General features: G+C 62.4%; 21 protein-coding genes. 8 read left to right on the top strand and 13 right to left on the bottom strand.

Annotated elements, in window-relative coordinates; genetic code table 11:
* The first annotated feature begins 32 nt into the window (after positions 1–32).
* The gene (locus C483_RS15010; RefSeq protein ID WP_006654214.1) at positions 33–491 is read left to right on the top strand and encodes a cobalamin B12-binding domain-containing protein; all 459 of its coding nucleotides are present in this window, start codon (positions 33–35) and stop codon (positions 489–491) included.
* Positions 488–1,612 carry a methylmalonyl Co-A mutase-associated GTPase MeaB gene (meaB, locus tag C483_RS15005; RefSeq protein WP_006654213.1) on the top strand — a complete coding sequence of 375 codons (1,125 nt, stop codon included), beginning with the start codon at positions 488–490 and terminating at the stop codon, positions 1,610–1,612. The genes C483_RS15010 and meaB overlap by 4 nt, the downstream gene beginning before the upstream one ends.
* A gap of 382 nt (positions 1,613–1,994) precedes the next feature.
* On the opposite strand, the gene C483_RS15000 is transcribed toward meaB, so the two are convergent.
* Together C483_RS15000 and C483_RS19615 are read right to left on the bottom strand one after the other, a co-directional pair.
* Positions 1,995–2,465 carry an SMI1/KNR4 family protein gene (locus tag C483_RS15000; RefSeq protein ID WP_006654212.1) on the bottom strand — a complete coding sequence of 157 codons (471 nt, stop codon included), beginning with the start codon at positions 2,463–2,465 and terminating at the stop codon, positions 1,995–1,997.
* Position 2,466: 1 nt separating this feature from the next.
* Positions 2,467–3,768: an eCIS core domain-containing protein gene (locus C483_RS19615; protein WP_006654211.1), complete on the bottom strand. Its 1,302-nt coding sequence runs from the start codon at positions 3,766–3,768 to the stop codon at positions 2,467–2,469.
* 175 nt (positions 3,769–3,943) lie between these two features.
* Between C483_RS19615 and C483_RS14990 the strand changes: the two genes are divergently transcribed.
* A complete protein-coding gene (locus C483_RS14990; protein ID WP_006654210.1) occupies positions 3,944–4,966 on the top strand; it encodes an alpha/beta fold hydrolase in 1,023 nt (340 codons plus the stop codon).
* Positions 4,967–4,978: 12 nt separating this feature from the next.
* Here C483_RS14990 and C483_RS14985 read toward each other — a convergent pair whose 3' ends face one another.
* The 3 genes from C483_RS14985 to C483_RS14975 all read right to left on the bottom strand — a co-directional run bounded on the left by C483_RS14985 (position 4,979) and on the right by C483_RS14975 (position 7,518).
* Positions 4,979–5,833, bottom strand: a complete 855-nt coding sequence (locus C483_RS14985; RefSeq protein WP_006654209.1) for an NAD+ synthase — start codon at positions 5,831–5,833, stop codon at positions 4,979–4,981.
* 120 nt (positions 5,834–5,953) lie between these two features.
* Positions 5,954–6,352: a Zn-ribbon domain-containing OB-fold protein gene (locus C483_RS14980; RefSeq protein WP_006654208.1), complete on the bottom strand. Its 399-nt coding sequence runs from the start codon at positions 6,350–6,352 to the stop codon at positions 5,954–5,956.
* Complete coding sequence (locus tag C483_RS14975) at positions 6,352–7,518, bottom strand: thiolase C-terminal domain-containing protein (protein WP_006654207.1); 1,167 nt, start codon at positions 7,516–7,518, stop codon at positions 6,352–6,354. Before C483_RS14975 ends, C483_RS14980 begins: the two co-directional genes overlap by 1 nt.
* A 159-nt stretch (positions 7,519–7,677) precedes the next feature.
* Between C483_RS14975 and C483_RS14970 the strand changes: the two genes are divergently transcribed.
* Complete coding sequence (locus C483_RS14970) at positions 7,678–8,757, top strand: M42 family metallopeptidase (RefSeq protein WP_006654206.1); 1,080 nt, start codon at positions 7,678–7,680, stop codon at positions 8,755–8,757.
* Positions 8,758–8,784: 27 nt separating this feature from the next.
* Here C483_RS14970 and C483_RS14965 read toward each other — a convergent pair whose 3' ends face one another.
* The 3 genes from C483_RS14965 to C483_RS14955 form a co-directional block, all read right to left on the bottom strand.
* On the bottom strand, positions 8,785–10,992 hold the full coding sequence (locus C483_RS14965; protein ID WP_006654205.1) for a PQQ-dependent sugar dehydrogenase: 2,208 nt from the start codon (positions 10,990–10,992) through the stop codon (positions 8,785–8,787).
* 378 nt (positions 10,993–11,370) lie between these two features.
* Entirely contained in the window at positions 11,371–12,708 is a 1,338-nt protein-coding gene (gene trkA / locus C483_RS14960) for a Trk system potassium transporter TrkA (RefSeq protein ID WP_006654204.1), read from the bottom strand.
* A gap of 320 nt (positions 12,709–13,028) precedes the next feature.
* Positions 13,029–13,550, bottom strand: a complete 522-nt coding sequence (locus C483_RS14955; RefSeq protein WP_006654203.1) for an SRPBCC family protein — start codon at positions 13,548–13,550, stop codon at positions 13,029–13,031.
* A 109-nt stretch (positions 13,551–13,659) separates the two neighbouring features.
* Here C483_RS14955 and C483_RS14950 point away from each other — a divergent pair, with 109 nt between their 5' ends.
* Positions 13,660–14,397, top strand: coding sequence for an NAD(P)/FAD-dependent oxidoreductase (locus C483_RS14950; RefSeq protein WP_006654202.1), 738 nt, complete (start codon positions 13,660–13,662; stop codon positions 14,395–14,397).
* Positions 14,398–14,469: 72 nt separating this feature from the next.
* Here C483_RS14950 and C483_RS14945 read toward each other — a convergent pair whose 3' ends face one another.
* The gene (locus C483_RS14945) at positions 14,470–15,279 is read right to left on the bottom strand and encodes a hypothetical protein (protein WP_083860444.1); all 810 of its coding nucleotides are present in this window, start codon (positions 15,277–15,279) and stop codon (positions 14,470–14,472) included.
* 286 nt (positions 15,280–15,565) lie between these two features.
* On the opposite strand from C483_RS14945, the gene coaBC reads away from it, so the two are divergent.
* From coaBC to hpt, 3 genes are all read left to right on the top strand, one after another.
* A complete protein-coding gene (coaBC, locus tag C483_RS14940; protein ID WP_006654200.1) occupies positions 15,566–16,723 on the top strand; it encodes a bifunctional phosphopantothenoylcysteine decarboxylase/phosphopantothenate--cysteine ligase CoaBC in 1,158 nt (385 codons plus the stop codon).
* Between the two features lie 123 nt (positions 16,724–16,846).
* On the top strand, positions 16,847–17,548 hold the full coding sequence (locus tag C483_RS14935) for a DUF7344 domain-containing protein (protein ID WP_006654199.1): 702 nt from the start codon (positions 16,847–16,849) through the stop codon (positions 17,546–17,548).
* Positions 17,549–17,643: 95 nt separating this feature from the next.
* Complete coding sequence (gene hpt, locus C483_RS14930; RefSeq protein ID WP_006654198.1) at positions 17,644–18,213, top strand: hypoxanthine/guanine phosphoribosyltransferase; 570 nt, start codon at positions 17,644–17,646, stop codon at positions 18,211–18,213.
* 212 nt (positions 18,214–18,425) lie between these two features.
* Here the strand turns inward: hpt and C483_RS14925 are convergent, their stop codons facing one another.
* The 4 genes from C483_RS14925 to C483_RS14910 form a co-directional block, all read right to left on the bottom strand.
* Complete coding sequence (locus tag C483_RS14925) at positions 18,426–18,977, bottom strand: DUF7529 family protein (RefSeq protein WP_006654197.1); 552 nt, start codon at positions 18,975–18,977, stop codon at positions 18,426–18,428.
* Between the two features lie 257 nt (positions 18,978–19,234).
* Positions 19,235–19,678 carry a DUF7555 family protein gene (locus tag C483_RS14920; protein WP_049912794.1) on the bottom strand — a complete coding sequence of 148 codons (444 nt, stop codon included), beginning with the start codon at positions 19,676–19,678 and terminating at the stop codon, positions 19,235–19,237.
* Between the two features lie 235 nt (positions 19,679–19,913).
* On the bottom strand, positions 19,914–21,317 hold the full coding sequence (locus C483_RS14915; RefSeq protein WP_049912770.1) for an ABC transporter ATP-binding protein: 1,404 nt from the start codon (positions 21,315–21,317) through the stop codon (positions 19,914–19,916).
* Positions 21,314–22,747, bottom strand: coding sequence for an ABC transporter ATP-binding protein (locus C483_RS14910; protein ID WP_006654194.1), 1,434 nt, complete (start codon positions 22,745–22,747; stop codon positions 21,314–21,316). Before C483_RS14910 ends, C483_RS14915 begins: the two co-directional genes overlap by 4 nt.

Here is a 22,747-nt window from a genome sequence, read left to right as displayed (position 1 = left end):
AAGTCAAACATGCGGCCACGGAAGGGACGGGTATGAGCAGCGAACAGGACGAGGAGTCGCAGTCACAGCCACAATCGCACGGTCAAGGCGAGGGACGGTCGATCCGCTGTCTCGTCGCCAAAGTGGGCCTTGACGGCCACGACCGCGGCGCACACGTCATCTCGCGGGCGTTCCGCGACGCCGGCTTCGAGGTCATCTACTCGGGGCTGCACAAGGCCCCCGACGAGATCGTCCAGGCTGCAGTCCAGGAGGACGTCGACGTTCTCGGCATTTCGATCCTCTCGGGCGCACACGACACCCTCGTTCCGAAGATCATGGACGGACTCGAGGAGTACGGCGCACGCGAGGACACCCTCGTCCTCGTCGGCGGCGTCATCCCCGAGGAAGACCGGCCGGAACTCAAAGAAGAGGGCGTCGCCGCCATTTTCGGCCCCGGCACCTCGATCGAAGAGACCATCGAGTTCGTCCGCGAGAACGCACCCGAGCGATGAACGCCGACGATCAGGACCTCCTGGACGCCCTCCTCGAGGGGCACCACCGCGCGCTCGCCCGAATCATCTCGAAGATCGAAAACCGTGCGCCAGGCTATCGCGATCTGGTATCCGAACTCTACGCGCACACGGGTAACGCCGACGTGATCGGGATCACCGGCAGCCCCGGCGCGGGCAAGTCGACGCTGGTCGACAAACTCGCCGAAACCTACCGCGAGCGCGGCGAGACGGTCGGCATCATCGCGATCGACCCCTCCTCTCCCTTCACGGGCGGGGCCGTCCTCGGAGACCGTATTCGGATGGCCTCGACGATCGGTGATATGGACGTCTTCGTCCGGTCGATGAGCGCACGCGGCACGCTCGGCGGGCTCTCGACGGCGACGGCGGACGCGGTCAAGGCGATGGACGCCTTCGGCAAGGATAAGATCATCATCGAGACCGTCGGCGCAGGCCAGAACGAAGTCGACATCGTCCGCACGGCGGACACCGTCGCCGTGCTCGTCCCGCCGGGGTCGGGCGACTCCGTCCAGACGCTGAAGGCCGGCATTCTCGAAATCGCGGACGTGTTCGTGGTGAACAAGGCCGACCGTGACGGCGCGGACCGGACTGTCCAGGAGCTTCAAGAGATGCTTCATATCGGAGCGGACGTTGGCTTCGGCGGGGCTGGCCACCACGGCGCAGATGCAATGGCCGGTACGGGAGCGAGCAGCGATGGCAACAACGGCAGCGACAGCGACAACGACAACGGCTCCCCAGACGACGCCAACGACCTCGACGATTGGATGCCCCCTATCGTCGAAACCGTCGCCACAAAAGGCACCGGCGTCGACACCTTCATCGACGAACTCGCCGCCCACAAGTCGTTCCTCGTCGACTCCGGCACCCACGCCGAAAAAGTCCGCCAGCGCTACGCCGAGGAGATCCGGACCCTCCTTCGCGAAGACGTCAACGCCCTGCTCGAGGATGAACTCGAGTCCGCCGGCGGCGTCGACGAGTTAGCCGAGGCGGTTCGGACGGGCGAGACCGATCCGTACGCGATCGCGAATGACGTGCTGACGCCGGTTGCGGACTGCCTCTCGGAGGCGGATATCGAGGCTGTGCAGGCGGAGTTCGACTCGTAGTAGCCTGCTCTGAAACTGTAGCTTCCTATGTTGTCTCGTGCTCGAGCGGTAAAGACGCTGGATGGATGCATCGCGCATCCGATTGAGTGTGACCACTGCCGGGCGTAAAGTGGAAGACGATGTTGGTTCGTAGGGAGAGGTCTCGCATCGATTGTTCGGACTTGGTGGACTTCGCTTCCGTGTGGTTCCGATTCATTCGTTGGGGCGGACGAATCGGTCCGTATAGTGTCGCTGCTCTCGAGAGTACGTCAGGAAGACGCGGCTACAACCAACGTCTGTGTCCCAGATAGTTATGTGCAGATCATCACCGCTGGGTTGCGCGCACGATTTCTCTCCGTCGAGTCGTGGTAGAGCGTTATAGCACTCCGGTCAACGGACGACGTCAGTTGTGCTTCTCCCCTTTGGCTTTGATTTCGCTAAACAACCACTCGGAGAACGTATCGGCAACTAGTTCTGGTTTCGTATCCTCCATGTAGAGATAAACCGGTGGATTTTCCCCTTCTTCGGTGTTGAAAAACCAGAAAGAAGACCCCTGTAGACCACGAAAGACGAAATCGGTTTCCTCGAGTGAGAAGTCGAGTTCGTCCCACCGATTGATGCAGTCTTCGGCGAATTCCCGCTGATACTTCGGGGCGGGATAAGTGAATTCACTCCCTCGAAGAAATCCATTGGTTCCGTTTCCGATGTATCGCATACAAGATTTGTACGCCGCTGGGAGTTCAACGCCGAATTCATCTTCCAGGTGTGCGATTTCCTCCTCAGTACAGCCTTCAATTTCTGTTTTCGGTCCATAGCCGTACTCGACCAGCAATTCCAGCGCTCGTTCACCGACTTCGTTTGTCCCTTCTGACATCTTAGTTACCCTCCATATCTGGATCATAACTCACGTTCACGTTGACACCAGGATATTCGGACTCGAATAGCTCGATGAGTTTCTCACAACCCGCATCACAGGGAGGACGTTCAGTAAAGAGGAGGATTTCTCCTTCGGTTGTTTCAGGATCATACTCTTGAGCCACGTGTTCGAGGAGTTTGGGTTCGGTACACCACATTGCGGCAGGGTTCATACTATTGTCATTGCTGCGATGGTCGTAGTGGCGTTCGTTTTTGTAGGGCCCCGGTAATAACGGATTCTGCTCTTCGTCCTCGTTTGATCGGCGTTTTCCGCTCGCAACGGCTACTGTCAACGTCGATTCATTCAAACGGAGGATAGCAAATGTGACGTTTTGCTTGATGGAATACGGTGGGTTCGTATTGTCTCGTTCTGGTAACCCGTCGATCTGCTTTCGCATATTTTCGGTCACTGTTCGTCCTGCTGCGGAATCGATAGTGCCATCGTCACCGACGAGTTCAGTGTCGTCGTCGATATACTCTTGAACATCGAATAATTCCGAGAGTTCCTTGAGGGATTTAACCGATTTTGGAGTCCGTTGTACGTGGACATTGGTATCGGCGAGACTCTCAAGCCCGAGTTCAGCTCCCTTCATCACTCGTTGGGCTTCTTTGTCGGCCTCGCGCTCTAACTGTGGATCTGGATCAATCTCGAGATCAGCGCCCTCCTTGGGCATCATCGAGATGGGTGCACCGCCGTTCTGTTGGTTGACGTGCGCCAGCTCGTGGGCCAACAGATGCTGACCTTTCGGACTCTCGGTATCGTACTCGCCCGAATTGAACACGATATCGTTCCCACAGGTGAACGCTTTCGCGTCGATCGCGTCGGCCGCTTCGGCGGCTTTCGCACCAGTATGAACACGGACATTCGAGAAGTCCGCGTCCATGCGCTCCTCGAGTGCACGCTGAATTGGCTGCTCAAGAAGGCGACCACCCTCGCCTAGGACGTCGAGGACAGTATCGGGAACCTCGTCCTGTGTCGTGTCGGTGCCCTCGAGTGCACGCTGAATCTGTGCGTCGGCACCGGTAAGTAGCGGCTCGAAGTCCGGTGTGTTCGACCCGGCCATCGCGTCGAATCCTTCAGGTTGGCCGGTCAGGGCGTTGATATCGTCGCCAAGACTCTGATCGACTACCGCGGTTCCGGTCAGTGGGCCGCCTTTCTTCGATCGAGTCGAACTCGAAGAGCGACGCTTCGTCTGTGATTCTGACGACTCGTCAGTGTCGGTCGACTTCGATGCTCGTTTGCGTGTCCGCTTCCGTCCCATCTACCGACTCACCACGTTGACGGTCGTGGATTCCCGGCAGTGGGTACCAGTCCAGCGCCTCATTTTATTAGAATTCATATCAGTCTCCCTTAATAGTTATCAGAAACAACCGTAATAGTGATCCTAGTGCGAGACAACCCCAGTTCTAAGAGCGTTCCCACCGTACCCCTCTCGTATGAAAGCCCGAACAGTCCTCGGTACCGCCCTCGGAACCGTCGGCGCGGCCATCGTCGGCAACCGCCTCCTTACACGCCGCGCTGGCGACCTCGAGAACCCTCTTACTGGCGTCGAACGGACCCACCGCTGGCGTGGCATCGAAATCGCCTACACCGTCGCCGGTGACCCCAACGACCCCGATATGCTGCTCTGTCACGGCCTCCACGCCGGCGCGAGCAGCCACGAGTTCGCAGCCATCTTCGAACGGCTCGCGGAGGACTACCACGTCTACGCCGTCGACCTCCCCGGCTTCGGCCGCACGGACCGGCCGCCACTGGTCTACTCGCCGACGCTCTACGCTGAGTGTATCCGCGACTTTGCGGACGACGTCACCGACGAACCGATCGTCGTCGCCTCCTCGCTCACCGGCTCGTTCGCCGTCCAGGCCGCCGACGAGGCGGACATCTCGGAACTCGTCCTGATCTGCCCGACCGACGACACCGGCGCGACGCGACCCTGGGTCCAGCGCCTGCTCCGCGCCCCCGTCGTCGGGACGACGCTGTTCAACCTGCTCGCGAGCAAGCCCTCGATCCGGTACTTCTACGACCGAGACGGCTACTACGACCCCGACCGGATCGACGACTCCGAGATCGAGTACGCCTGGCGCAGCGCCCACCAACCGGGTGCGCGGTATGCGCCGGCGTCGTTTGCGGCGGGGATGCTCGATCCAGGAGCCGGCGCTGAGGGCGACGCGTCCGGAGAGGAGCACGACGCCGATCACACCGTCGACGAGTTCGACCTCGCGACCGAACTCGCCGCACTCGACGTGCCGACGACGCTCATCTGGGGCCGCGATGCCGAACTCGTCCCGCTGCGCGACGGCCGGGACCTGGCCGAAGCGGCAGATCTCGATCTGGTCGCCATCGATTACGCGACGCAGTTGCCCCACGCCGAACATCCCGACGAGTTCGTCGCGTATCTCACGGCGGAGCTACTCGAGGGCGGGGCTGACGATGCGGATCTCGATATGGGCGACAGGTAGCCAGGTCCCTCCCTAAAAGAGTGGCTGTGGAACAGCCGGCGGCGTCCGTTTGTGTTCGCTCTTCTCGTGCATCGTTTCGACGTGTGCGACGTCCTCGACCGTCGTGTCGGTAAGTCTGGCGACGACCGACTTCGGCAGGTTGCCGTCGACCGAGAGCGCGAGCACCGCATCCAGCGTGTCGTAATCGAGGCCGAGTTCCTCCTCGTCGCTCTCGTAGTCGACCATGCCGCCGGTTGGCGTCTTCTGGACGACCTCCTCGGAGGCCCCGAGGTGAGCCGCGACCTGTCGCACCTGTTGTTTGTAGAGATTCCCAAGCGGATTGCAGTCGACACCGCCGTCGCCGTACTTCGTCACGTACCCCGTCGCGAGTTCGGCGCGGTTGCCGGTCCCGAGCACGACGCGGTTCTCGCGGTTGGCGATCAGGTACGTGATCGTCATCCGCACGCGAGCGCTCGTGTTGCCCACGTACCGACCTTCCCACCGATCTTCCGATTTGTTCTGGTTTTCGGCGTCGGCGAGCGCGAGTACCTGGTCCATGATCGGGTCGATCTCGATCACGTCGTACTCGACACCGAGCTCCTCTGCGACCCGCTCGGCGTCGCTCATGTTCGCGTCTTCGTTGACTGCCTTCGGGAGCGTGATCGCGTGGACGTTGTCGGCACCGAGTGCCTCGACGGCAAGGTACGCCATCGTCGTGCTGTCGATACCACCGGAGAGGGCGATTTCGGCCCCGTCAGCGTCTGCGGCGTCGACACGGTTGCGAACGAACTGGGTGAGGTGATCGACCTGCGCCTCGAGTTCGTCGGCGTCGAATCGGAGGTCGAGAGGGTCAATGTGGTCCTGGGTCTGCTCGTGGAGATTGGCCATGTGAACGACCGTGTTAGCGAGGGCTGCAGGAAAAAGTCGTCTGCCTTCGTACGCACCGTCTCGGGCCGGTGTGGCTGAATCGCCGTCGGTACTGGGGACGACTCGAACCGAGTCTTCGAATCAGACCGACGTAAAGCCGATGACGCGCTCGTCCGTCGTCTCCGAGCGGGTGATCTCGAGTGCAACCGTCTGACCGGTCTCGACGTCGTCGGGATCTCGGTCGACGATCTGTCCGGTAACGCGAACTGGGCCGAAGTCGACGATGGCGGTCGCATAGGGTGCGTCGTCCTCGAATGCGGGTGTCGGAACGTGCGTGACGGTGAACGTCGCGATTTCGCCGGTGTCGGGAAGCGACTGTTCGGAGAGGTCCGACGAGCCACATTCCGGACAGAGCCGGCGTGGTGGCAGCGAGGTGTGGCCCTCGGGACACTCGAGGTAGTACGCCTCGCCGTCTTCGGCGGCGTCGAGCCAGTCGTCGAAGCCGGCGTCGCGGACGGTGTCTGTGTCTGTGTTGCTCATTACTCCATCACCTCCAGTACGTGAACCGTCGCACTGGCGACCGTTCCACCCGCGTTGTGGGCGAGACCGGTCGTCGCGTCGGCGACGTGCTCGCTGTTCGGATGCGTCCCCGCCAGTAGCTTCGTGACCTCGGCGATCTGTGACGCGCCGGTCGCGCCGACCGGGTGGCCCTTCGCCTTGAGGCCGCCCGAGAGGTTGATCGGGACATCGCCGTCGGCGGTCGTCCGCCCGTCGCGGGCGGCCGAGATTCCCTCGCCGATCTGGGCGAGGTCGAGCGCCTCGATGGCGAGCACTTCGGCGATCGTAAAGCAGTCGTGGACCTCGGCGAGATCCACGTCGCTGGCGTCGACGCCGGCGTCCGCGTACGCCTCTGCACCGGCGTCGCGGGCGGCGGGCGAGCGCGCGAGGTGGTTGCGGTCGTGCAGCGCCATCCGGTCGCCGCCCTGCCCGGTGCCGGTGATCGCGACCGGCGCGTCGAGGTCGTGTTCGTCGGCGTACTCCTCGCTCGTGATGACGAGCGCCGCCGCGCCGTCCGAGAGCGGACACGAGTCGTAGAGCCCGAGGGGACTCGAGACGGTCGGCGCGTCGAGCGCCTCCTCGACGGAGATGGCCGTCTGGTACTGGGCTTTCTCGTTGGTCAGGGCATTATCGTGGTTCTTGACCGCGACGTTCGCTAAGTCCTCGCGGCCGCCGCCGAACTCGTCGAAGTACGCCTGGGCCATCAGCGCGTACGCGCCGGGGAAGGTCATCCCGGCTCGCACTTCCCAGAGGTCGTCGGCGGCGATGGCGAGCGCTTCCGTCGCGCCGGCGGTGCCGAGGTTCGTCATCCGCTCTGCGCCACCGACGAGCACGACGTCGTGTTCGCCGTTTCGGACGCGCATGACGGCGTCGCGGATCGCCATCCCGCTCGAGGCGCAGGCCGATTCGTACCGCGTCGCTGGTGCCTGGACGCCAGCGGCTTCGGCCATCAGCGGCCCCTGATGGCCCTGGTGTTCTGCCAGTTCGCCCATGAAGTTTCCGTAGAACACTGCTTCGACGTCCGCTCGTGGAACGCCGCTCTCTTCGAACGCGGTCTGTGTCGCTTCGGCGAAGAGGTCTCTGCTCGTCCGTTCGGGGGCGTTTCCGAACGGTGTCAACCCCGTTCCGGCGACGCGTACGCCACTCATACGCATTCGTACTGCGTCGTCCCGTTAATACTCCGCGGTTGCACTGAAACTGGACGCGAGACGAACACTGGTGTCTGATACGTGAGGTAATAACCGACACAAACGGTGTGCCAGACGCCTTTCCACGCGTTTATAACCGTCTCGTACCGACGTGCGACTATGTCTCTCGCTGACGATACCGTCCCGTTCGATGTCGAACTTCTGACAGAACTCACTGAAACCAGCGGTGTTCCTGGGTACGAGGACCGCGTCCGCGATCTGGTCGTCGAGGAACTCGAGTCCAGCGTCGACGAGGTCCGGACCGACGCGATGGGGAACGTCGTCGGCACCCTCGAGGGCGACTCGGACTACTCGGTCGCCGTCGCCGCTCACATGGATGAAATCGGCTTCATGGTCCGTCACGTCCGCGGAAAGGAAGGCGAGTACGGCTTCGTCGAACTCGACCCGCTCGGCGGCTGGGACGCCCGCGTGCTCAAGGCCCAGCGTGTCACGATCCACACCGACGACGGCGACCTGTCGGGCGTCATCGGTTCGCCGCCGCCACACACGCTGGATGAGGAAGACCGCAAGAAGACGCCGGACGTCGAAGACACGTACGTCGACCTCGGCCTTCCCTACGAGGACGCCGACGAGCGCGTCTCGCCCGGCGACCTCGTGACGATGGACCAGTCGACCGAACTCGTCGGTGAAACGGTCACCGGCAAGGCGCTCGACGACCGCATCTGCCTGTTCGCAATGCTCGAAGCCGCCCGTCGGCTCGAGAACCCGGACGCAACGATCCACTTCTGTGCGACCGTTCAGGAGGAAGTCGGTCTGCGCGGCGCGAACGCGCTCGGCGTCGACGTCGACCCCGACCTCGCCATCGCTCTCGACGTGACCGTCGCGAACGACGTGCCCGGCTTCGACGACGGCGAGCACGTCACCGAACTCGGTGCGGGGACCGCGATCAAACTCAAGGACTCGAGTGTCATCACGAATCCGAAGGTCCACCGTCGACTGCAGTCGGTCGCCGACGAGGAAGAGATCGAGTCCCAACTCGAGATCCTTCCTGCAGGTGGCACCGACACGGCTGGCTTCCAGAATACGGCGGGTGCGAAGCCGGTGGGTGCGATTTCGATTCCGACGCGGTATCTCCATACGGTGACGGAGACGGCCCACGTCGAGGACGTGGCGTCGACGATCGATCTGCTCGAGGCGTTCCTCGCGAGTGAGGACGGCGAGCACGACTACACGCTGTAAACTGAGCGTGGGAATTCGGCGCGACGATTAGGTGCCGGTTTCGCTGTCCTCGTCTGCGCCGTCTTCTGCGTCTTCGTCTGCAACGTCGTTTTCGGGCTGCTCCTCATCCTCGTCTGCAACGTCGTTCTCTGGTTCCTCTTCTTCCGGTTCCTCGTCTGCCTCTCCAGCATCCGTTACCTCGTCGAGCGGAACGCCCTCGTCTTCGGGAACGAGTTCGAGGACGACACCGGTGTCACCCTCCGGGACTCCTTCACGGTTCGCAAGCACGTACACCTCGCCGTCCTCACCGCGACCGAACTGGCGAACGAAGTGGTTGAGCGTCCCGCCGTTCTCGCCGAAGAGCACTTCTTCCATCTCCCAGAGGTCCTCGCGCGGACGGCTACCGAACTCATCGCGCTCCTCGGAGACCTCGGGAACGTCCTCCGGATGTGCAGCGAAGACACGGCCACGCGGCTGGACACGGCCCTGATCAGCCGTCCAGTCGCCGAAGATGTAGGCTCCGTCCAGTTCGTCGATCGCGTCGGCTTCGTACGTGTGCCCGCCGACGATGACGATACCGACAGGAGTCCCCTCGTACACCTGCGGATACTCGACGACCGGATCGATCAACGGCTCACCGCCGCGGACGTCCTCGGGCGTCTCGAGTGGACACTCCTCCGGCGGGGTCGCGGGCGTTTCCGTGCTGAAGCAGTGTGAGCCCTCGCGGACGTTCCAGCCGTAGTTGCCGGCCTTCTCGATCTGGTAGGCCGGCTCGTACAGCACCTGTCCGGGGTCGGCGACGATGATCTGATCGTCCTCGCTGACCGTGATGCCGAACGGGTTGCGCAGCCCCCAGGCGTAGTACTCCTCGAGTCCCTCGCCCGCTAATTCCTCGCCGTCGGAGAACGGGTTGTTGTCCGGGATAGCGTAGCCGGCGTCGTCGTCCGGTTCGTCGACGTCGCCCTCGTCGAGATCCAGGTGGATGAGTGACCCGCGAGCGGGGTGTTCGGTCGGCTCGCCGTCGATATCGATCCGCAGGACGCCGCCGAGCAGGCTCTGGGTGGTGTCCTGTCCGTTGCCACCCTCGTTCTCGTCGTACCAGTCCTCGACGTGGCCTTCCAAACGGTCGTCAGCACCGCCGCCGTCACCCATCGGCACGAGGAGATAGCCGTCCGGCCCGAACGCCATCGGTCCGGAGTTGTGGTTGTACTGCGGCATGTAGAACTCCATGAGCCGGCGCTCGGAGTCCGGATCCGGCTCGCCGTCGTCGTCGACTTCGAACTCCGAGATGACCTGGACGTGTGACCAGCTCTCGGGCATCACGTCGACCGGCGGCGCGCTGTAGTTGAGCACGAATCGGCCGTTCTCCTCGTAGTCGGGATGGCACTCGAGTCCGACCAGTCCGCGCTCGTCGTAGTCCTGGTCGGGGTCGGCGTAGTCGTCGCCGTAGAAGTCTTCGGCGACGGCGGCCAGTCGGTCGGTGATGTCGAGCCAGGGCTCGTCCTCGATGCCGTCGTCGCCGATCGCGTAGATTTGGCCGGTCTGTTCAGCGACCAGTTGATAGTCGGTTCCCGGCGGATCCTCGAAGTCCGTTGGCGTTCCGAGTCCCGTCGCGACGGGGTCGACGCCGACGGTCGGCCCTTCGGGGAAGTACCGTTCCATCTCCTCGTCGGGCTCTGGGTCGTCCGCCTCCTCGAACGAGATGTCCCCACGCATCGTCTGGGGGTGGGGGCCGCAGTAGTACTCCGCCATCTCGGACTCCGCCTCGAATTCGACGGTCTGGGTCTCGCCGGCCTCGCCCATGAGATCCGTCTCGAGGAGGTGCTCGCCCTCCTCGTTGATGATGACGAAGTTGTGTTCGACATCATCGAGGTTCTCCCAGGTGACCTCGTAGGATTCTCCCTCCTCGAGATACAGCGTCGGATTCTCGACGTCTTCGATCTCCTCGGGTGACTGGCCGAGCCAGGCATCGCTGAAGCCGCCGAGTTCGATCTGACTCCAGTCGTGTGCCTCGTCCGTGTCCTCCCCGTCGTCAGCCGACTCGTCCTGATCTTCCGCGGCACCGACGGCGCTGATACCGGCGGCCGCGCCGGTTACCGCTGCAGTCTGGAGGAAGCGGCGACGAGAGTGTCGCCAGTTCCCTGTTCGGTTCGTCCGGTCCGCCCGTTCGCTTCGTCCAGTCCGCTCAGTGCCCTCGTTCCCTGTTCGATTCTCCGCTGGTCGCCGCTCGTCATCGGTACTGTGATTGTCGCTCATATCGTCTCCACTCTCGCTTCAGGAAGGGGTTCAAAAAGCGCGCGAGACCGTTACAGGGCCGTAGGTCGACACTGTCTCGCTCCCGACAGTCGTCGATTCACTCAAAGGGTCACTATCGTCTGTCCAGCGCCATCACCGGCTCTCCGATCGGATGTCGCTCTCAGCCCCAGGCACGGGTCTATCACGGCAGGTCGAACAGTCTCACGAAAGAAACAGCGTGTTTGAGCCCGAAATCAGCCGCTAATACGTGCGTGGAAGAGCGTGTGGTGTCACAGTATCTCTCTTCGTCTTTCACGCTGTTCGTGCTCTCGCTCGTCTCGTTACGTTCGTTTTGCTGTTCAGATCCAGATCTCTCGCTCTCACCTGCACCCTCACAACTCACAACACCGACGACACCGCATCCAACACCGTCGTCTCGACGAAGATCACCACGTGATCCCCGCGCTCGAGTACCGTCTCGCCGCGCGGAGTGATCAACTCGCCGTCGCGCGTGATCGCACCGACGACGACACCGTCCGGAAGGTCGGCCATCACGTCATGCAGCGGTGACTCGAGAAGGATGCTGTCCTCGCCAACTTCGATTTCGAGGACTTCGGCCCGATCGTGGTCCAACATTGCGAGGTTCTCGGTTCGCTGCTCGCGGGTGAAGCGCGTAATCTCTTCGGCCGTCACCAGCCGCGGGTTGATCGCAACATCCATTCCGACTGTTTCGAAGAGATCCACGTACTCTCCGTACTCGACGACGCCGAGCGTGCGCTCGACACCGATCCGCTTTGCGAGCAGGGAGACGAGCAGATTCTTCTCGTCGCTCTCGAGTGCGGCGATGACGATGTCCGCGTCGGCGACGTGCTCGCGCACGAGAAAGTCGATATCCGTCGCGTCGCTCTGGAGGACGAGCGTTCCCGGGAGCCGTTCTGCCAGTTCGCGTGCGCGGCGCGCGTTCCGCTCGACGAGTCGCGGCTCGAGTCCGTTTTCCTCGAACAGTCGAGCCGTCTGGTAGCCGATCTCGCTGCCCCCGATGATGACGACCTCGCTTGCCTGCTCGACCGTCAGGAGCGGTGTCAGTTCGCCGGCGAACTCTCGAGTGCTCTCGACGGAGCCGATAACGACCAGCGCATCGCCGTCTTCGATGACCGTTTCACCGCTCGGGATGACGACCTCGTCCTCGCGGATGAGTGCCGCGAACGTCAGCGCCTCGAAGCGGTCGGCCTCGGAGACAGTCTCGCCGACGATCGGACTGTCCGCGTCGATACCGAACTCGGCCATTCGAACGAGTCCGTTCGCGAAGCTGTCGACGTCGCGCGCGCCCGGCAGGTTGACGATATCGACGATCGTCTCGGCCGTAAAGAGATCCGTACAGACCATCACGTCGACGCCGAAGGCCTCCTCCGTTCGCTCCCAGGTCCGCAGCAGATCGGTCTTTTTCACCCGTGCGATGGTGAACGGATCGTCGACGGTTTTGGCCGCGCCGCAGACGACGATGTTCGTCTCGTCGCTGTCCGTACTCGCGATAACGAGATCCGCGTCTTCGATGCCGGCCTCCTCGAGTACCACGCCCGAGGTGCCGTCGCCCTCGAGTGCCATGACATCGCACTCGTAGGTAATCGCGTCGACGCGTTCTTCGTCCGTATCGATGACGACAACCTCGTGGTCGTCGTCGAGGTTGCTCGCGATGTTCGACCCGACTTCGCCGGCACCGACCACGATAATTCGCATCCGTTACTCACCTGGCTGTAGTACGGGAACGAGGGCCAATAAAGAGCGGCCAGCAGATGGGGGTGGGGAAGGCAGATCAGTCGACGGGCGATCGCTGGCGACTGGCAAGGCTGGCCAGTGCGTACGGCGGACCTGGAGTCCCTGGGTAGTAGAGATGCAACCACACAACCACGCGATTACACAACCACTCAGATGCACACATACCAAACAGTGAACACCAAATGATCATCGAAAAGCGTCAAACATCAAGGGAAAAACAGCAAACAGGAAACGTCAAGGGAAAACAGTAAACAGCAAACAGTAAACGGCAAACACCGCTCTCACGGCAACTCGTGAATCGTCAACTCCACCTCTCGCGGCTCGCCCTCGATATCCGCCACCAGCCGCCTGACAACGTCCTTGGCCTCGTCGAGTAACCGCGGTTTGACCTTCCCGATCACCCAGTCGAGCGAGACGAACCGCGGCAGTGAAATCGCGCTCGGATCCGCCGAATGCGGATCGTACACCGCCTCGAAGTAGATCCGGCTCGCCGTCTCCTCACCCGGCGGCGCGGCCGACGGCTCCGCCTCGACCCGCCACTCCCCGCGCGCATCGAGATGGTTCTGCAGGTGCCACTCGAGTGACTCAGGAGCCTCGATACCAGTCACCTTCGAGCGGGCGGTGTAGCTGAGTTTCCACCACGAGAGTCGCAGGTCGTACACTGTGCCGACGCCGCCGTTACCGTGCTTGCGAACGTCGGTCAGGTGTTCCGTGTAGCGAGGGTAGTCGGTAAAGGACCGCACGTACGGAAAGACCTCCTCGGGCGGGCGGTACGCGACGGTACTGAGGAGAATTCTGTCCACGGCGAGGGGTATGAGCGGTTTCACTGTAAGGATTCCTATCAGGTCCGGCCTCGAGTCCACCCGGCAGGCGACGAACAACTTCTATACGGGGGCCTCCGAACGCAGGGATATGCGAGACGTCTGTATCATTGGCGGCGGCGTCGCCGGCCTCGCCGCATCGATCTTCACCGCACGCGCAGGAATGGATACGCTCGTCATCGATGGTGGCGAATCCATCCTCGCCCGAAACGCGAGCCTCGAGAACTACCCCGGTTTCCCGGACGGCGTCGACGCCCGCCGGTACCTGCAACTGGCCCGCGAGCAGGCGCGGAACGCCGGCGCAACGTTCGAACTCGGACTCGTGACGAGCGCCGACCTGCGAGACGAGACCGATCCCGACGCGGGGTTCGTACTCGAGACGGACGGCGGCGAACCGATCGAAGCGCGACGCATCGTCGCGGCCTCGTGGTCCGACAGCGACTATCTCGTTCCCCTCGACGTGGGCCGAACCCAGCGCGGGAGCAAGCACTTCGTCGCGGTCGACGACGCCGGCCGAACGGCGGTCGACGGCGTCTACGCCGCGGGGCGACTCGCCGGTGAGCCACACCAGACGATCGTTGCGGCCGGCCACGGCGCAAAGGTCGGGCTCGCGGTTATCCACGACTCCGACGTCAATTTCTACCACGACTGGGTCGTCCCGGAGGGGTACTTCACTGGACGAGACCGCGAAGTACCACCCGGTTGTGAGGAGATCGACGACGAGGAACGGCGCGCACGCGACGAGCGAGCCCGTGAAACGATGCTTGAGGCGTTCGCCGACCCGCTCGACGAGCGGCCGACGATGCATCCGAGCGTCGAGCGAGAGTGACTGGCTATCGGGCCAGGTCCTGGCAAAACACGGAGCGGACAGAACGGACGGAAAAAGAGGGCCCGCTGTGGGCTAGATGCTCGCTCGCTTCGTTCTGCTATCGCGCCGGAACAGCGCGGACGTACCTGTACGCGAATACTCAGCAGTCACGACGAAAGCGACTGCCCAGAGGATGGCCAGGACGCTCCACGTCGTGCTCGTTGCACCCACCTGTGCAGGGAACGAGAGCGACAGCAGGCCGTAGTACGCCATCGGGAGCGCGGCGAGCCACGAGGCAAGCCGCCAGCCGGTGAAGCCGAGTGCGGCGAAGACACCGTACGCGAGCGGGGCGAGTGCGAGGCCAGTCATCATCACGTAGTGGCCGTCGGCGGCGTGTGGATCGGACATATTCGTCGTCAGACTCAGTTTCGTCCCGACGAACGCGAGGATCGGAATCGCGGCGACGGCGACCAGTGCGAGCAACACCGGGCTGTACGAGTCCCCGCGGCGGAACAGACTCCGTCCTGCCGGGTGGGTCACGAGCGCGATGGTCGTGACCAGCAAGAACGGGAGCACCTCTTCGGGGCGACCGACGCCGAACGCGACGGTGCCGATGCTGACGACGAGGATGCTCACGAACGCACCCCACATCGACGCGATGCGCTCGAGTGGGCGAAACGCCTGCGAGAAGAGTCCGAGCAGGAACACGCCCACAACCGCGGCGATCCCCATCACGTGCAGTCGGTGAATGCCGAGTTCCGCTCCGGCTTCGGCGGTCCAGCCCATCACGAGCAGTGCGAGTAAGTCGGGGAGAAAGAGGGCGGTCATCACTGCAGCCAGGACGAGTGAGAGGGAGAAGAGGCCAGTGCGGACCATCCCGGTCCAGGACCTGGCTTTCGCCATGGCATCCGGTTCACTGTCGGTACTGGTTGGTTCTGGTGAGTTACTATGTGTCTCCATCAGTCCTCAAAAGAACTCACGCGTCGAGCGGAGATAGACTTAGCTACACTGACACGAATTCTGGAGGATCCGGTTGGCGGTCATGACCGAATGGTGTCGGATCCGGTTCAGTCACTACAGGATACGCCGAGAGACGCCGCTGGAACTGTGGACAACCCAACGGATGAGATGCCACACTGGTGGCAATGCCTCGCTACGCTTAACACACTCCCGTGAGAAGACCAGACGAATGCTCGAGGGAGTCAACGTCGCACTTGGGGTGACGGGGTCGATCGCGGCCGTGAAGACGGTCGAGCTGGCCCACGAGTTGCGACGACGCGGTGCCACCGTTCGCGGCGTGATGACCGGCAGTGCCCAGGGAATCATCCACCCCTGGGCCGTGGAGTTCGCCACCGACAACGACGTCGTTACGGAGATCACGGGCAGCGTCGAGCACGTCGACCTCTGTGGCTACGACGGCTGGGCCGACGTGTTCCTGATCGCGCCGGCGACGGCCAACACGGTCGGCAAGATCGCCGGCGCGGTCGACGACACGCCGGTGACGACGTGTGCGACGACTGCGCTCGGTGCCGACACACCCGTCGTCATCGCCCCGGCGATGCACGAACCGATGTACGACCACCCCGGCGTACTGGAGGCCATCGACACGGTCTCCGAGTGGGGCGTCGACTTCGTCGACCCGCGGATCGAGGAGGGGAAGGCGAAAATCGCGAGCGAGGAGGCGATCGTCTGCGACGTGGCCCGCGCGGCAGGCGAGCGCCCCCTCTCCGGCGAGCACGTCGTCGTCACGAGCGGCGCGACGAGCGAGTCGATCGACCCGGTTCGAATCCTGACGAGCCGTTCGTCGGGGAAGATGGGGCGTGCAGTCGCCGCTGCCTGTTACGTTCGGGGCGCGGACGTCACGCTGGTCCACGACGGACCGAACGTCCCCTACGCTGACGTTCAGGCAGTCGAGAGCGCCAAGGAGATGCTCGCCGCGACCCAGGAAGCCTGTGCCGAGGCAGACGCGCTTGTCTCGGCCGCCGCGATCAGCGACTACACCGTCGAGACCAGCGATGAGAAGATTCGCTCGGGCCAGGAGTTGACGCTCGCACTCGAGTCCACGCCGAAACTGATCGACGAGATTCGTGACGCACATCCCGATCTGCCGATCGTTGGCTTCAAGACCGAAACGTCGGGCGAGGACGAACAGCTGATCACCAAGGCCAGAGAGATGCAGGCTCGGGCGGACCTCGCGTTCGTCGTTGCGAACGATGCAAGCGTGATGGGAAGCGATGAGACACGAGCGTTGCTCGTCCACGCTACAGACGTCGCACAGTTTTCGGGGTCCAAATCCGGGCTCGCCGGTGAAATCGCAACGTCGATCGCTGCCATCCGCTCGGACTAGTTAGCCACCTGATTATTTCAGAGCGGGTCAGGAGAGTTATATAGGTGGCGTTCATCCCATCGAACTAACCCATTAGTACCACCGATTTGATTCGGCAATGGACGGGGATCGAGGTGACCCGGAGTGGCCCAGAAACAACGAAACGATAGTATCGAACCGCAGTCGACAACAGGAACCAACGGAGCCAACACAGCCAGCGATGCGGACGCAGTGGGTGCGACTGAGACAGCCAGCAAGACGGACGCCTCCGAGGAGACAACGGCCGTCCCAGAGCCGGAACCGCTCTCGAAGGGCGAAGTGTTCGAAGTCCTCCGCAACCAGCGTCGTCGCTACGTGCTCCACTTTCTCAAACAGGACGGCCGTCCGGTCGAACTCGGTGACCTCGCCCAGCAACTGGCTGCCTGGGAGTACGAGACGACACTCGAGGGGGTCACGCCAGCGCAACGAAAGCGCGTCTATACGACGCTCCAGCAGACGCACCTGCCGAAGATGGACGAAGTCGGCATTCTCCATTTCGACTCCGATCGAGGTGTGATCCGCGCGACCGACCGAACGCGAGATATCAGCGTCTATCTCGAGATCGTGCCCGGTCGCGAGTTCGCCTGGCGGGAACTGTACCTCTCGCTTGGGGCGATCAGTTCTGCGCTGGTCGCAGCGCTCTGGCTCGAGATCTATCCGCTGACCATGCTGTCGAATCTGACCTGGATGGGCCTCATCTCCGTCGTCGTGACGCTGACAGCGGTCGTCCACATCTACCACGAGCGGCATATGCGCCTCGGCCATGGCGACCAGCCACCAGAACTGAGTTACGGGCCGAGCGACTGACGACGCCAACTGCGCTCGTTGCTGGTGGCGCGTTACAGCGACTCACTGCCCACACGTATCGTCAAGTTTTACTCCGCTACCGTCCGACCCACGACATGGATCAGTTACAGCAGTCGCTCCTCGAGGCGCCGATCATCGAAAAGAACGGCTATCACTACTTCGTACACCCGATCAGCGACGGTGTCCCGAAGCTCGACCCGACGCTCCTTCGTGAAATCGTCATCCGAATCATCCGCAAGGCCGAACTCCAGGATGTCGACCGAATCGTCACCCCAGCCGCGATGGGGATTCACATCTCGACCGCCGTCTCGCTGATGACGGACATCCCGCTGACCGTCATCCGAAAGCGCCAGTACGGCCTCGACGACGAGGTCGCAATCTCCCAGCAGACCGGCTACTCCGAGAACGAGATGTACATCAACGACGTCCGCGAGGGCGAGCGCGTCCTCGTCCTCGACGACGTGCTCTCGACCGGCGGCACGCTCGCCTCGGTGCTCGAAGCGCTCGACGGCATCGGCGCAGAAGTCATCGATACTGTCGCCGTCATCAAGAAGGTTGGCGGTGAGAACAAGGTCGATGACGCCGGCTACGACGTCAAGACGCTCATCAACGTCGACGTCGTCGACGGTGAAGTCGTCATTATCGACGAACACGGCGACTCCTGATCGGTCGCGACGGGTCTCGTTTCTCTCCACTTCGCAAGTAGCACTTAGCATTTAGCACGCAACACAGCACACACAGCACTCAGCACGCAATACACCACACACAGTACTCAACACTCAACACACCACACACAGCACTCAACACACCAAGCAACCCACAACAGAACGACCCGAACTCACCTCTGGGTACTCGAGTACCCGGACACTGAGACGAGTTACTCCGAACTGTTGCCGATCGGTTCGATCGTTTCGGGGACGAGTGGCTCGTACTCGTCTCCTTCGTGCTCGAACGAGCCGAGGATCGTCCCGTTGAGCGTTTTTGCGTGCGTATAGAGGACACCCTCGTCGGCGGCAGCGGAGAGCATCCCACCGACGTGGCGACGTTCGTACTGGCCAGCGAGGAGAATCGCGGTCTCGGTGTCGGGATCGAGATACTCGACGACGAGGAAGACAGCACCGCTGACCTCGTTTCGGTACGCCTGGAACCGTGGGAACTCGCCGCGCTCGAACGCTTCCGAGAACGAGTCGGCGTAGTTGTCCGGGACGACGAAGACGATACCAAAGCGTTCGTTGTGTTTCGGGCCGGCGTCTCGGCTGACCGCGGCCGTCTGAATCGCCGGAACCGCGACGGTATCCCAGCCGTTCTCACGACGCTGTTCGGCGAGTACCTCCAGTTCGTCGGTCGTTTGCGCCCAGGCGTCTTTGACTGCGTTCGTGCTGACTCGCTCGACTCGTTCAGCACTATCGTCGTTCCCAATCCGTACCATACGAAGGGGTGGGCACAGTAGCCGGATAACTCTTTTCACGCCGACTCGAGTGCCGAGTTCGGCTGGGGGGGTTTGCGTGTGAGTGGACGTGTGAGTGTGTCTGTGGGCATGACTGTAGGCAGGTGTAGGTGTAGGTGTGGGTGTGGACGCAGACGCGGGTATGGACGTAGAGTGACCGTAGACGCAACTGTAGCTCTGTGTATGCACGTACGAATACGAACGACCGATAGCTGGACACACCGGAGAGCCGATGCGACTCAGATCCCGAACACGGTCTCCATCAGAAAGGAGACGAGCAATACCGCGATGCTTCCCAGGAGGAGTTTTCCCTGGGTTCGCATACGGGCTTCCGGCGGCGGTGACCGAACCCACCGGAGTGGTGGCAACTGCTGGACGAACGCCTGAAACCGCGTCCGGTCTGCAGTTTCCGGAATCGAGTCACCTTCGACGCCGGCAAGTTCAGTCTGAGAATCCAGATCGCTTGGTGTGGACGGCCACAGTCGGACTGTCGCATAGCCAAGCAGGAGAAAACCGACGGCAAAGAGTATGAACTTTGCCTGTGAGGGACCACCTCCGGTGACGAGACCGAGGAGGAGTGCAGCGAGGGTTACGAGAGTGGCAACTGCGCCGGCGTAGGTGATCGCATCGATCCAGACGGATAATCGGACGTGGAGTGAACTCCGGTGGTAATCTGTGGGCATGGAATCGGCGTGAAGCGTGTCGTAGTCGGTATCGTCGCGGCTGTCGATATAATCACTGCTACTCAAAGCGGGCAGAAATGGACTTCGATTGTAACCCTACTCCTACTCGAGTCGGTACCAGAAGGACACACCAGACCACCAACTACGGTGGCGAGTACGTGAGCAACGAGGAAAACGGTGAGACGGCCACGACCGGCCACACGTAGACACGGCCGATCAGTACTCGTGTGTTCCGTTAGTGGCGCTCGTCGAGCACCTGATCCGGTTCGGCGTACTCTGCGCTCGGATCGTGGCGGTGACAGAAGCTGCGTCGTCCCGTGGGACTGACCGTGTAGTACTCGGGTGCAACTGGGTCGTCTGTATCCTCGTTCTCGCCGCCGGTGTCAGGGTCATAGCCCTCACAGACGCTCCCGAACTCTTCACCGAGCCGGTCGAGTGCAGCAATCTCGCCTTCATCGCGCGCGAGATCCGCCGTCTCATCGAGGATTTCCTGCACATCGGCCGGGACGTCGTGCTCGTCGAACAGTTCGCCATAGATCTCCTCGATCGTTCCGAACCGTGGCTCCTTGCCCAGCAGTTCGCGGATACGGTCAGTAACCGACTTCTCCGCGCGGTCGCGCTCGCGCAACACTTCACGGAGCGTATCGAGTTGCACCCAGAGATCGTTGTCCAGGTTCTCGTACTCCGGCGGACGGATCCGAGCGGGACAGCGCGTGCTGAACGGACAGCCATCCGGCGGGAATCGCGGACTCGGCGGCGTTCCATGGAGCGTAATCCGATCCTTGTGCGCCGAGGGATCAGGTTCCGGAATCGCCGACAGCAGCGAGTGCGTGTACGGGTTCGCCGGATTGGCGAACAGTTCTTCGGTCGGCCCGATCTCCATGATGTTGCCGAGGTACATCACAGCAACCCGGTCACAGATGTGGCGCACGACCGAGAGGTCGTGAGCGATAAAGAGATAGGTCAGACCGAACTCCTCTTGCAGATCCTCGAGGAGGTTGATGACCTCTGCCTGCACACTCACGTCGAGCGCCGACACCGGCTCGTCGAGCACGATGAACTCCGGCTCGAGTGTCAACGTTCGCGCGATACCGATTCGCTGGCGCTGCCCACCGGAGAACTGGTGGGGATAGCGGTAGTAGTGCTCGCGCTGAAGTCCGACCGTATCGAGCAGTTCTTTCACATGCTGGCGACGCTCACGCGGCGTCTTCCAGTCGTGGACGTCGAGTGGCTCTCGGACGATCTCACCGATCGTCATCCGGTCGTTGAGACTCGAGTCTGGGTCCTGGAACACCATCTGGGCGTTCCGACGCCACTTCTTGAGGTCCGCGCCCGATAGCGTCGTGATATCCGTACCGTCGAATCGAATCTCGCCACCCGTTGCGGACTCGAGTTGAATGAGTGTTCGTCCGAGGGTACTCTTTCCACAGCCGGATTCGCCGACCAGTCCAAGCGTTTCACCACGCTTGATGTCGAAGGAAACGCCGTCGACAGCCTTGACTGGCGTCCCGCCGAAGAGGCCCTCGCCTTCGTAGTAGGTCCGCAGATCGCGAACCTCGACCATCACGTCGTCGTCCTGGGACGATCCTACCTGTGGCTCCGTCTCAGTCGCGTTCGCTTCCATTGCGTTCTGGCTCATCGTTCGTCACCTCCGGCTGTGTCGGCGTCGGTTTGTGGCTGGGTCTGTGTCTGTGCCTGTGCACCTGTCTCCGTCCGAACGTGATTGTTCACGTATTTGTCAATGTAGAGGAGGCACGCTGCCGTGTGATCGGTCTGTTCGTCCTCGTTCGCATCGCCAACCGAAACCGTATCCGGATGGACCGCCTCACACTCTTCGAACGCCTTCGGACACCGCGGCGCGAACCGACAGTACGTCGCCGGCTCGTTCGGCGTCGGCACGTTACCCTCGATCGTCTGCAGTCGGTCACTCTCCTGACGGCCCGGAATGGACTCGAGTAACCCCTGCGTGTAGGGGTGTTTCGGATCGTCGAACAACGAGTGGACACCCGCGGTCTCGACGACCTCGCCCGCGTACATGACGTTCACGCGGTGGGTCACCTCGGCGATGACACCCATGTCGTGGGTGATGAACATGATCCCGAGGTCGCGCTCTTCCTGCAGCTCGCGCAGCAGATCCAGAATCTGGGCCTGAATCGTCACGTCGAGTGCCGTCGTCGGCTCGTCACAGATCAGCAGGTCGGGGTCGCAGGCCAGCGCCATCGCGATGACCGCCCGCTGGCGCATCCCGCCGGAGAACTGGTGTGGGTACTCCGTCACGCGCCGGCGTGCGTCCGGAATTCCGACCGCCTCGAGCAAATTCATCGCTTCCTGGGTCGCCTCCTGTCCCGACAGATCCTGGTGAAGCCGCAGCGTCTCCTTGATCTGGTTGCCGACCGTGTAGACCGGGTTGAGGCTCGTCAGCGGGTCCTGGAAGACCATCGCGATTCGGCCACCGCGCATCGCGCGCTGAATCTCACCCGTACAACGAGTGAGTTCGACGAACCCGTCGGTGATCGACTCCGGATCGTTCGGGCCGCCACCGCGAACGAAGACACAGTCGTCATCACCGATGAACTCGAGTTCCTCGCCGTAGGCGCCGACGAAGTCTTCGATCGTTGCTTCCTCGCGGTCATCGTACCCGAACGTCCGCGGTGTCGCGTCGATGTCGGGGTGGTCGAACAGCGAGGCGGGGTCGTGTTCTGCCTCGAGGTCGTCGAGATTGACGGTTCGCTCGGAAAAGTCCGAGGCGAACGAGATGAGCGTTTCGACGTGGTTGAAGCGAATGCTGCTTCCCGGCATGATCCGGCCGGGCGAGTCGACGAGTCCCATGATCGAACGGGCGGTGACACTCTTTCCGGAGCCACTCTCGCCGACGATTCCGACGGTTTCGCCGGGCCGGATGTCGAAGTTCACGCCGTCGACTGCGCGGATGACCTCCTTATCCGTAAAGAAGGAGGTCTGAAGGTTTCGGACGGTGAGGATCGGCTCATCGCGTGCCGCAGCCCCAGCCGTCGTCGTCGATTCCGCTGTTGTCGTTGCTGTCGCCGCAGTTGGAGAGTCAGATTCCAT

Source organism: Natrialba hulunbeirensis JCM 10989, assembly GCF_000337575.1.
GTDB classification, from domain to species: Archaea; Halobacteriota; Halobacteria; order Halobacteriales; family Natrialbaceae; genus Natrialba; species Natrialba hulunbeirensis.
This window is presented reverse-complemented; position numbering and strand designations above follow the sequence as displayed.

Coding starts and splice junctions, on each gene's coding strand:
- C483_RS14920 (WP_049912794.1), bottom strand. CDS start 19,678: ATGCCCACAGATTACCACCGGAGTTCACTCCACGTCCGATTATCCGTC.
- trkA (WP_006654204.1), bottom strand. CDS start 12,708: ATGCGAATTATCGTGGTCGGTGCCGGCGAAGTCGGGTCGAACATCGCG.
- coaBC (WP_006654200.1), top strand. CDS start 15,566: ATGCTCGAGGGAGTCAACGTCGCACTTGGGGTGACGGGGTCGATCGCG.
- hpt (WP_006654198.1), top strand. CDS start 17,644: ATGGATCAGTTACAGCAGTCGCTCCTCGAGGCGCCGATCATCGAAAAG.
- meaB (WP_006654213.1), top strand. CDS start 488: ATGAACGCCGACGATCAGGACCTCCTGGACGCCCTCCTCGAGGGGCAC.
- C483_RS14965 (WP_006654205.1), bottom strand. CDS start 10,992: ATGAGCGACAATCACAGTACCGATGACGAGCGGCGACCAGCGGAGAAT.
- C483_RS14990 (WP_006654210.1), top strand. CDS start 3,944: ATGAAAGCCCGAACAGTCCTCGGTACCGCCCTCGGAACCGTCGGCGCG.
- C483_RS14915 (WP_049912770.1), bottom strand. CDS start 21,317: ATGAGCCAGAACGCAATGGAAGCGAACGCGACTGAGACGGAGCCACAG.
- C483_RS14945 (WP_083860444.1), bottom strand. CDS start 15,279: ATGGCGAAAGCCAGGTCCTGGACCGGGATGGTCCGCACTGGCCTCTTC.
- C483_RS19615 (WP_006654211.1), bottom strand. CDS start 3,768: ATGGGACGGAAGCGGACACGCAAACGAGCATCGAAGTCGACCGACACT.
- C483_RS14980 (WP_006654208.1), bottom strand. CDS start 6,352: ATGAGCAACACAGACACAGACACCGTCCGCGACGCCGGCTTCGACGAC.
- C483_RS15010 (WP_006654214.1), top strand. CDS start 33: ATGAGCAGCGAACAGGACGAGGAGTCGCAGTCACAGCCACAATCGCAC.
- C483_RS14975 (WP_006654207.1), bottom strand. CDS start 7,518: ATGAGTGGCGTACGCGTCGCCGGAACGGGGTTGACACCGTTCGGAAAC.
- C483_RS14970 (WP_006654206.1), top strand. CDS start 7,678: ATGTCTCTCGCTGACGATACCGTCCCGTTCGATGTCGAACTTCTGACA.
- C483_RS14925 (WP_006654197.1), bottom strand. CDS start 18,977: ATGGTACGGATTGGGAACGACGATAGTGCTGAACGAGTCGAGCGAGTC.
- C483_RS14950 (WP_006654202.1), top strand. CDS start 13,660: ATGCGAGACGTCTGTATCATTGGCGGCGGCGTCGCCGGCCTCGCCGCA.
- C483_RS14985 (WP_006654209.1), bottom strand. CDS start 5,833: ATGGCCAATCTCCACGAGCAGACCCAGGACCACATTGACCCTCTCGAC.
- C483_RS14910 (WP_006654194.1), bottom strand. CDS start 22,747: ATGGAATCTGACTCTCCAACTGCGGCGACAGCAACGACAACAGCGGAA.
- C483_RS15000 (WP_006654212.1), bottom strand. CDS start 2,465: ATGTCAGAAGGGACAAACGAAGTCGGTGAACGAGCGCTGGAATTGCTG.